Raw genomic sequence first — 6837 nt, forward strand, 5'->3', positions numbered from 1 at the left:
TGACACCCGGCCGTTTCACGAGTCTCAGATTCTGGACCGCGTCAGCGTACTCCCGCCCGATCCGCTCCAGCGTCACTCCGGGCTCATCGAGATCGAAGATCCGGAACGGGGACAGGCCGGGCAGCTTGGCCTTGAAGGCCGCTACCGACTGGTACTCGTTGACGCGGGGGCTGTTCAGATGCTCCCCCGACCTCATGTATCCGACATGTGTAAGATAGTCGATATCGAACATCCCGGCGTTGATCGCCGCGACGAGACCCCTCCGCTCGCACCACTCCCGGGCGGTGTAGTTGACTGCCGAGTCCTCCTCGCTCGCGCAACAGATCCTCAGCTCCCAAGCTTCGGGATCGACGCGGAGGATCACGATCTCCGACTCTTCGCCCGGCCGTCCGGAGGAGACGGAGAACCGGCCGAGATCGAGCCCCGGTGCGAGGCTCTCCCACGGGCCGTCGGCCGCCCGCGTGAAAGAGGCGAGGGCGGTGACGAGCGCCGAGAAGAGCGCGATGGCGATGAGGTGTCGGAGCGCCGCGGATCCGCTGGGCCTCACGAAGCCGCCTCCGCCGGCCGCCGTCGCAGGAGCTCCGAGATCCGAGCCAGGTGGTGGTCGTCGTGCTCGGCCCCGAACACCATCATGTCGAGGACCCTCATCGGCCGGTCGAGACGCGGATGATGCGCCGTCCTCAAGACTTCGGCCTCGCTCAGCCCCTCGAGCCGGTCGATCAACCTGCTTCTCTCGCGACGAAATCGCGCCAGGATCTGGCCGAGATCGGCGCGGTTGTAGTCGCCTGCCTGCGTCCGCCGGTTCTCCATATCCGCCGGCCTCAACTCCGCTGCCGCTGAGGCATAGTCATCCAGCCGCCCATGCCAGAGATTCTCGACCTCGACCAAATGGCCGATGTTCTCCTGGATCGACCACCGGCAGTCGACGCGCTCGACCATGAAGCGCGGGGAAACGCCGCGGACGCGCTCCTCGACGCGCGCCGGCGTGCCCCGCAGGCGCTCGATGAGGTTGGGGAACATCGACAGTGGCAGATCGAACGCGAAGCCGCGCCCGATCCAGGGCGCCTTATCGATCACTTTCCCCCCTCCTTCCGGCCTTTCCTCTCTCGAGACGCCCCGACCTCCTTCATGATCCTCTCCCCTGTCGTGACGTACGCGAAGCCGAAGGCCAGATTCATGAGACTCGCCAGGTGCATCTCCTCGTCCGCCGTGGCCGTCCCGTCGGCCGGGACGAAGACCCTGTAATCTCGATAGTAAGCGTCTCGGGCGGTCGACTCGCAGCAGAGATTCGTCATCACGCCGCAGATGACGAGATCCTCGATTCTCAATCCTCGAAGAACGGTCTCGAGGTCGGTGTTGTAGAAGGCGGAGTACCTGTGCTTCAAGACGACTCTCTCGCCTCGCTCCGGCGCGATGTCGGCGTGGATCTCGCTCTGCGGGCTTCCCTCGATGCACTTGCCTTCCCACCACCAACCCATCAGCCCCAGGTCGACTCCGCTGCGATCGTGGACATGCCGAGTGTAGATGACGGGCCTCCCGGCTTTGCGAAAGGCCCTGATCAACCCGCGGACGGTCGGAAGAATGGCGAGCCCGCCGCTCGTGAAGGTGGGCGATCCCTTCTCCAGGAAGAAACACTGCATGTCGACGACGAGCAGGGCGCTCTTGCCGGCGCGCAGCTTCATCTTGTGCTGGTTGTAGGGGCGGATCCTCTCTACCCACTGGCGCGTTTTGGCGTCGATGTTCCGCTCCGTGACGTAGGATTCCATGCCGACCTCCCTCTCTCTGCCGCGTTCCCGCTCCTTGACCGCTGTGTCGCATGGACCCCTGGTCCGCCGGCGGTTCCCACTGCAATCCGACAGCCGACGATACCCCCTTCCATGGAAAGAGTCCATGTGGGCGGATGGTTGACAGCTGTGCGGCGGTTCGAGGACGCGTCCGCGAATCGCCAAACGAAGACCCACCCCGAGGCGGGGTGGGTCCACGAAGTCTCGCGCGATGTCGGGGGGAATCAGCGATAGACCGCCTTGAGCTTGCCCCAGGTTGTGCTCCGGGTGGAGACGGGCGGGCAGTCATCGACGCAATCCTCTCCGAGCGACCAGAGGAAGCCCCCGGCAGCCTGACAGTCCTCCTCTGTCACGACCGAGCAAGTCCCGCTCGTGTAGCAGCACGCGCCGGTCCTCGGCGGAAGAGAGCATGGATTCACAGGGCCGCATTCTCCACCGAGCCATTCCAGCGGCTCTTCACACTCGTTCTGCAAGAGAAAGCTGCAAGCCCCCGTCGCAAGATCGCAACAAGCGCCCGGCTGCGGGCAGGGATTGTCCGGCCAGCAGGGAACCGCCTCCCCGAGCCAGCTGACATGTTCCGGGGCGGCGAGACACTGTTCCTGAGATAACAACTCGCAATGTCCGTCCTCGAAGCAGCATCCCCCTACAGGCGGCGGTGTCGGGCAGGGGTTTGGGGCACAGATCGTTCCTGCACCGTCCCATCTGTTCGGCGGCAGGCAATCCGTCATCGTCGTGAGTGTACAATTGCCGGTCGGCGCGCAGCATGCGCCCAGCAGAGTGCAATCGATCACGAGTTCCACCCCGCTCTGCGGAGATCCGATCGTGGCAGTCGTCCCTCCGGACACGCCGTTCCAGAACTTCGTGTGGATGAAGATGAGGTAACTGCCCGGCGCAAGCGCGAACGACGCCTCGAATCCATGGTTGTGATTGGGGTCGCCGTCAAAAGCGGGATCGACGAACGCGAAGTCGGGGGGCACTCCGTCGTTTCCCGAATCCTCGTTGACGCGCTTGCGTGAGATGCGGTCAATGGCCACCCACGAGGTCGCTGCGGGAACGGACGAGTCGTGGTATCCGATCACGCCGGGCTCTGTCAGAACAAGAACGAAGGCTGTGCTCGTTCTACAATCGTAGCGTAGGTAGGCCTTGGAGATGAGCGGATGGGTCTGATCCCCCGCCTCGTGCATGTCGGCAAATCGATCGACAACGAGATCCCATTCCAGGTAGGCGCCGTCCACGACTGCGGTCCCGTAGGTAGGGGAAGGAGGCGTCGCCATGGCGCCACCGGCTAGAGAGAGGATCATGCCCCCTAGCGCAAGCAGCTTCGATAGCTTCAAGATAGACATCAAGACCTCCACACGGCCGGCGGCTCTCCTGGTCGGGCCGCGACCCTCCTTCGTCTCCCTCTTATCGGGTCATCCACGCCCGGGCATTGCCTCTTCCGCGGCCGATACCGGCGACCACATCAGTCGAAGCCCCTGGGCGATAGCAGCCAGACGGCTCCGGGGCTGCGAGAAGACCCTCGCCCCCTCCGCGCCGACTCCATCCCTCGGTCGACGCGGTGGGGGCGCTTTGAGGTTGCCGCGCTCTCCTCAAGCGCGGCCGGATTCCGGACTAGTTGCGGAAGTTGGACTTGATACGCCCCCACGTGGAGGTCTCGACTGGCGTCGGGCCATGATCGCAGGCGCAGGCGTTCGCGACCAGGAGGGCCCAGTCACCGGTCCCGCCGAGCTGGAACGCGCCGCCGCCGTTGCTGTAGATCACCTTGTAGTCGGAGCGATAGGCGTGCGCGATCTCGCCGTCGAGATAGGTGCCGTCGACGAAGCCACCGCCCTGCGTGACCAGGTAGTCGCGATAGGTGGACCCATAGGCGCCCACGCCGGCGTGGATACAGGTCGTGCCGTTGCCGGCGTACGAGTCGAAGAGGTAGTGGTTCGATCCGCTCGGGCTCGTGACCGGAGAGTAGCCCGCGGTCATGATCCTGCCGCCGAGGGAGTTTCCGGCGGTGAAGGTGCAGAAGACGCCCAGGACGACCGAGCCGCCCCGATCGACGAAGTCCGCGAGGTTGTCGCCGAAGAGGACCCTGTCGGCATAGGCGAAGTTCACCCAGGTATAGACACAGTCGTACCGCAGGAGAAGCTCGAGGCTCGGTGTCGCGGCGGCAGCGTCGAAGTAGTCCACGATGCCCCCGGTGTAGCCGGCGATCGCTGCCCGCAGAACGGGATCGTCTCCCTCCGCCGGCGCGTAGAGGATCCGTCCGCTCGCCCTCTCGCTGGTAGGCGTCAGGTCGTTCGGAGTCGCCTGCCACACGCGATCGACTCCCAGGTTCGTCTTGACGGCCATTGCGGCCGAGGAACTCAGTAGCGCGACCACGGCCAAGAGCATCGCTGCCGAAAGCAGTCTCTTCATTGTGATATCCTCTCTTCCTTTGTAGTCATCTCTGATGCCCGGCGCCGAGCGCGCCGGACATGTCAAATGCGAACTAGACACATTCTCAGAAGAGGGAACGATTGTCAAGAACGGCGCGGAAAAAAGCGCTGAAGGAAGGCTACTAGCGCATCACTTCACAAGCGTGATAACTGATCCCGCCGGCGAGCCGCCGAGACTCACGCGCGGCGCATCGACAGCCGGCGGCCGGAGGCGGCGACGCGCAGACCGCCATCCTCGATCGCCGTCGCCCCCCTCAAGAGAACGAAGCGGACGGAACCGCGCACCGTGATCCCGGCATAGGGCGAGAAGTCCACGTTCATATGCATCTTCTCGGCTTCGATCTGCCAGGTCTCGCCGGGATCGAAGAGGACGATGTCGGCGTCGGCCCCCGGGGCGATCGCTCCCTTCGCCGGGGAGAGGCCGAAGATCTCCGCGGGTCGGGTCGCTGTGAGCCTTGCCATCTCCTGCAGGCTGATCCTGCCCGCTCCCACTCCTATCGTATGAATCAGCGGAAGCCGCGTCTCCACTCCAGGCAGTCCGTTCGGCAGATCGAGGAACGTGGCGCCCGGCTTCTCCTTGTCCGCCCGATAGAAGGGACAGTGGTCGGTTCCGATCGTGTCGAATAGACCGCGGCGAAGCGCATCGAGAAGGCCGTCGCGGTCCGCCTCGCGGCGCAGCGGAGGGGCCACCAGGAACTGAGCCCCGTCAGCCCCGTCATAAACTCGATCGTCGAGGACGAGGTACTGGGGGCAGGTCTCGGCGAAGATCCGCTGTCGATCCCCGGCCGCCGCGATCGCCTCGATCCCCGCGCGGGATGAGACGTGCACGAAGTAGATCGCCGCGCCTGCTCCCGCCTTGATCCCCGCCGCCGCCTGCGCGATCTGCGCGATCGCCTGCGCTTCGGCGGAGGATGGCCGGGACATGGGGAAATGCCGAATCTCCATCCGTCCCGTTCGAGCCAGCGACTCCTCGCTCGCTCGAATCGTCGCGTCATCCTCCGCGTGAACCAGGAGGACCAGCCCCTTCTCCGCCACGGCCCGCATCACCGGCTCGATCGCCCACGGAGGAATCGCCATCCCTTCCCTCGAGTAGGCGGTGAAGATCTTGACGCTGCCGGCGCCGAGGCGGACGACGGCCGCGAGATCCATCTTCAGCCGCTCCTCGATGTCCGGCGGGAAGTCGGTCAAGCAGACGTGAAGGGCGTGATCGCAGTACGCCCTCCCGGCGAACTCCTCCACGCGATCCCGCAGGCTCTCCTCGAGCGACTGCCCGCGACGCTGCAGCGTGAAGTCGATGACCGTGGTGACGCCTCCGAAGAGCGCGGCCCGCGTTCCCGTCTCGACGCTGTCGCTCGATCTCGTGCCTTTCGAGGGGAGCCCCAGATGGACATGGGGATCGACTCCGCCGGGGAGGGCGAGCCATCCCGCGGCGTCGATCTCGCGCCGGGCGGGCCCGCCGATCCGAGGGGCGATCTCAACGACCTTCTCTCCCAGGATCGCGACATCCATCTCAGCCCCGTCGGGACCGAGCAGATTCCTCCCGTCAACGACCCGCGCGCCCCTTATCACGAGATCGTGCAAGCCCAGCGCCCCCTACATCAAGGCGGCCATGAGAGCCTTGCAGGTGTGCAGGCGGTTCTCGGCCTCGTCATAGACGACAGAGTTCGGCCCGTCGATCACAGCGTCGGCGACCTCGGTCCCCCGATCCGCGGGGAGGCAGTGCATGTAGAGAGCGTCGGGTCTCGCCAGTCCCATCATCTTTTCGTCGCAGATCCAGGACGCGTACCGGGCCCCCAGCTCGAGCGACTCTTCCGGCCTCTGGAACAGATCGATGCATCCCCAGGACTTGGGATAGACGATGTCGGCTTCCGCAAAGGCGTCCTCCATGCTGTGGGTGATCCGAAAGCCGCCGCCGCTTCGTTCCGCGTTCTCCCTCGCGATCTCGACCTGGTCCTGCATCAGGCGAAACTCGGGCGGATGCGCGAGAACGACATCCATGCCGAAGCGGGTCAAGAGCGTGATCAATCCCTGGGGGACCGATAGCGGCTTCGCGTAGGTCCTCGTGTAGGCCCACGACACCGCGATCTTCCGCCCGCGCAGGTCGGGACCGAGACGCTCGCGCATCGTCATCAGATCGGCCAGCGTCTGGCACGGATGATCCACATCGCACTGCATGTTCATCACGGGAACATCGGCCCAGCGCGCCACCTCGCGCATGTAGCTGTTCCCCTCGCCCGGGATCCTATCGTGCCGGATCGCGATGGCGTGACCGTAGCGGCTGAGGATGACCCCGGTGTCCTTCGGCGACTCTCCGTGGGCGACCTGCGAAGTTTCCGAGCTGATGAAGTGGGCGTGGGCGCCGAGCTGCGTGGCCCCGGCCTCGAAGGAGTTCCTCGTGCGGGTCGAGTTGTCGAAGAAGAGCAGGAAGATCGTCTTGTGCGGAAGCACGAGGGTCTCCTCGCCCGTCCTGAAGAGCCCCTTGAGCGAGGCGGAGAGCTCGAGCAACCGCGTAATCTCGCCCACCTCCCACTCCTGGGTCGTGATCCAGTCCCTTCCCTTGAAGATCCCGCCCAGCGTCAGATCGGATCCCGGATTCGTCGGTCTCAAGCGAACACTCCTTTCGCGCG

At 65.1% G+C, this 6837-nt stretch carries 7 protein-coding genes; all 7 read right to left on the reverse strand.

Annotated elements, in window-relative coordinates:
* A partial coding sequence (locus FJY88_10555) for a hypothetical protein (GenBank protein MBM3287773.1) occupies positions 1-547 on the reverse strand: 547 nt, incomplete at its 3' end.
* Positions 544-1077 (reverse strand): DinB family protein, encoded by a 534-nt coding sequence (locus FJY88_10560; GenBank protein MBM3287774.1) that lies wholly within the window; start codon positions 1075-1077, stop codon positions 544-546. The genes FJY88_10560 and FJY88_10555, both read right to left, overlap by 4 nt.
* Positions 1074-1766 (reverse strand): cysteine hydrolase, encoded by a 693-nt coding sequence (locus FJY88_10565; GenBank protein MBM3287775.1) that lies wholly within the window; start codon positions 1764-1766, stop codon positions 1074-1076. The genes FJY88_10560 and FJY88_10565 overlap by 4 nt, the downstream gene beginning before the upstream one ends.
* Before the next feature lie 242 nt (positions 1767-2008).
* A complete protein-coding gene (locus tag FJY88_10570) occupies positions 2009-3127 on the reverse strand; it encodes a hypothetical protein (protein MBM3287776.1) in 1119 nt (372 codons plus the stop codon).
* Between the two features lie 268 nt (positions 3128-3395).
* Positions 3396-4190: a hypothetical protein gene (locus FJY88_10575; GenBank protein MBM3287777.1), complete on the reverse strand. Its 795-nt coding sequence runs from the start codon at positions 4188-4190 to the stop codon at positions 3396-3398.
* Between the two features lie 197 nt (positions 4191-4387).
* Positions 4388-5791, reverse strand: coding sequence for an amidohydrolase family protein (locus FJY88_10580; GenBank protein MBM3287778.1), 1404 nt, complete (start codon positions 5789-5791; stop codon positions 4388-4390).
* Between the two features lie 12 nt (positions 5792-5803).
* Positions 5804-6784, reverse strand: a complete 981-nt coding sequence (locus FJY88_10585) for an ornithine carbamoyltransferase (protein ID MBM3287779.1) — start codon at positions 6782-6784, stop codon at positions 5804-5806.
* Between the last annotated feature and the right edge of the window lie 53 nt (positions 6785-6837).

Source organism: Candidatus Eisenbacteria bacterium, from assembly GCA_016867495.1.
GTDB lineage: Bacteria > Eisenbacteria > RBG-16-71-46 > CAIMUX01 > VGJL01 > VGJL01.

Bases quoted from the DNA above. Each gene is read 5' to 3' on its own strand.
- FJY88_10570 (MBM3287776.1), bottom strand. From the start codon at position 3,127: ATGTCTATCTTGAAGCTATCGAAGCTGCTTGCGCTAGGGGGCATGATC.
- FJY88_10565 (MBM3287775.1), bottom strand. From the start codon at position 1,766: ATGGAATCCTACGTCACGGAGCGGAACATCGACGCCAAAACGCGCCAG.
- FJY88_10575 (MBM3287777.1), bottom strand. From the start codon at position 4,190: ATGAAGAGACTGCTTTCGGCAGCGATGCTCTTGGCCGTGGTCGCGCTA.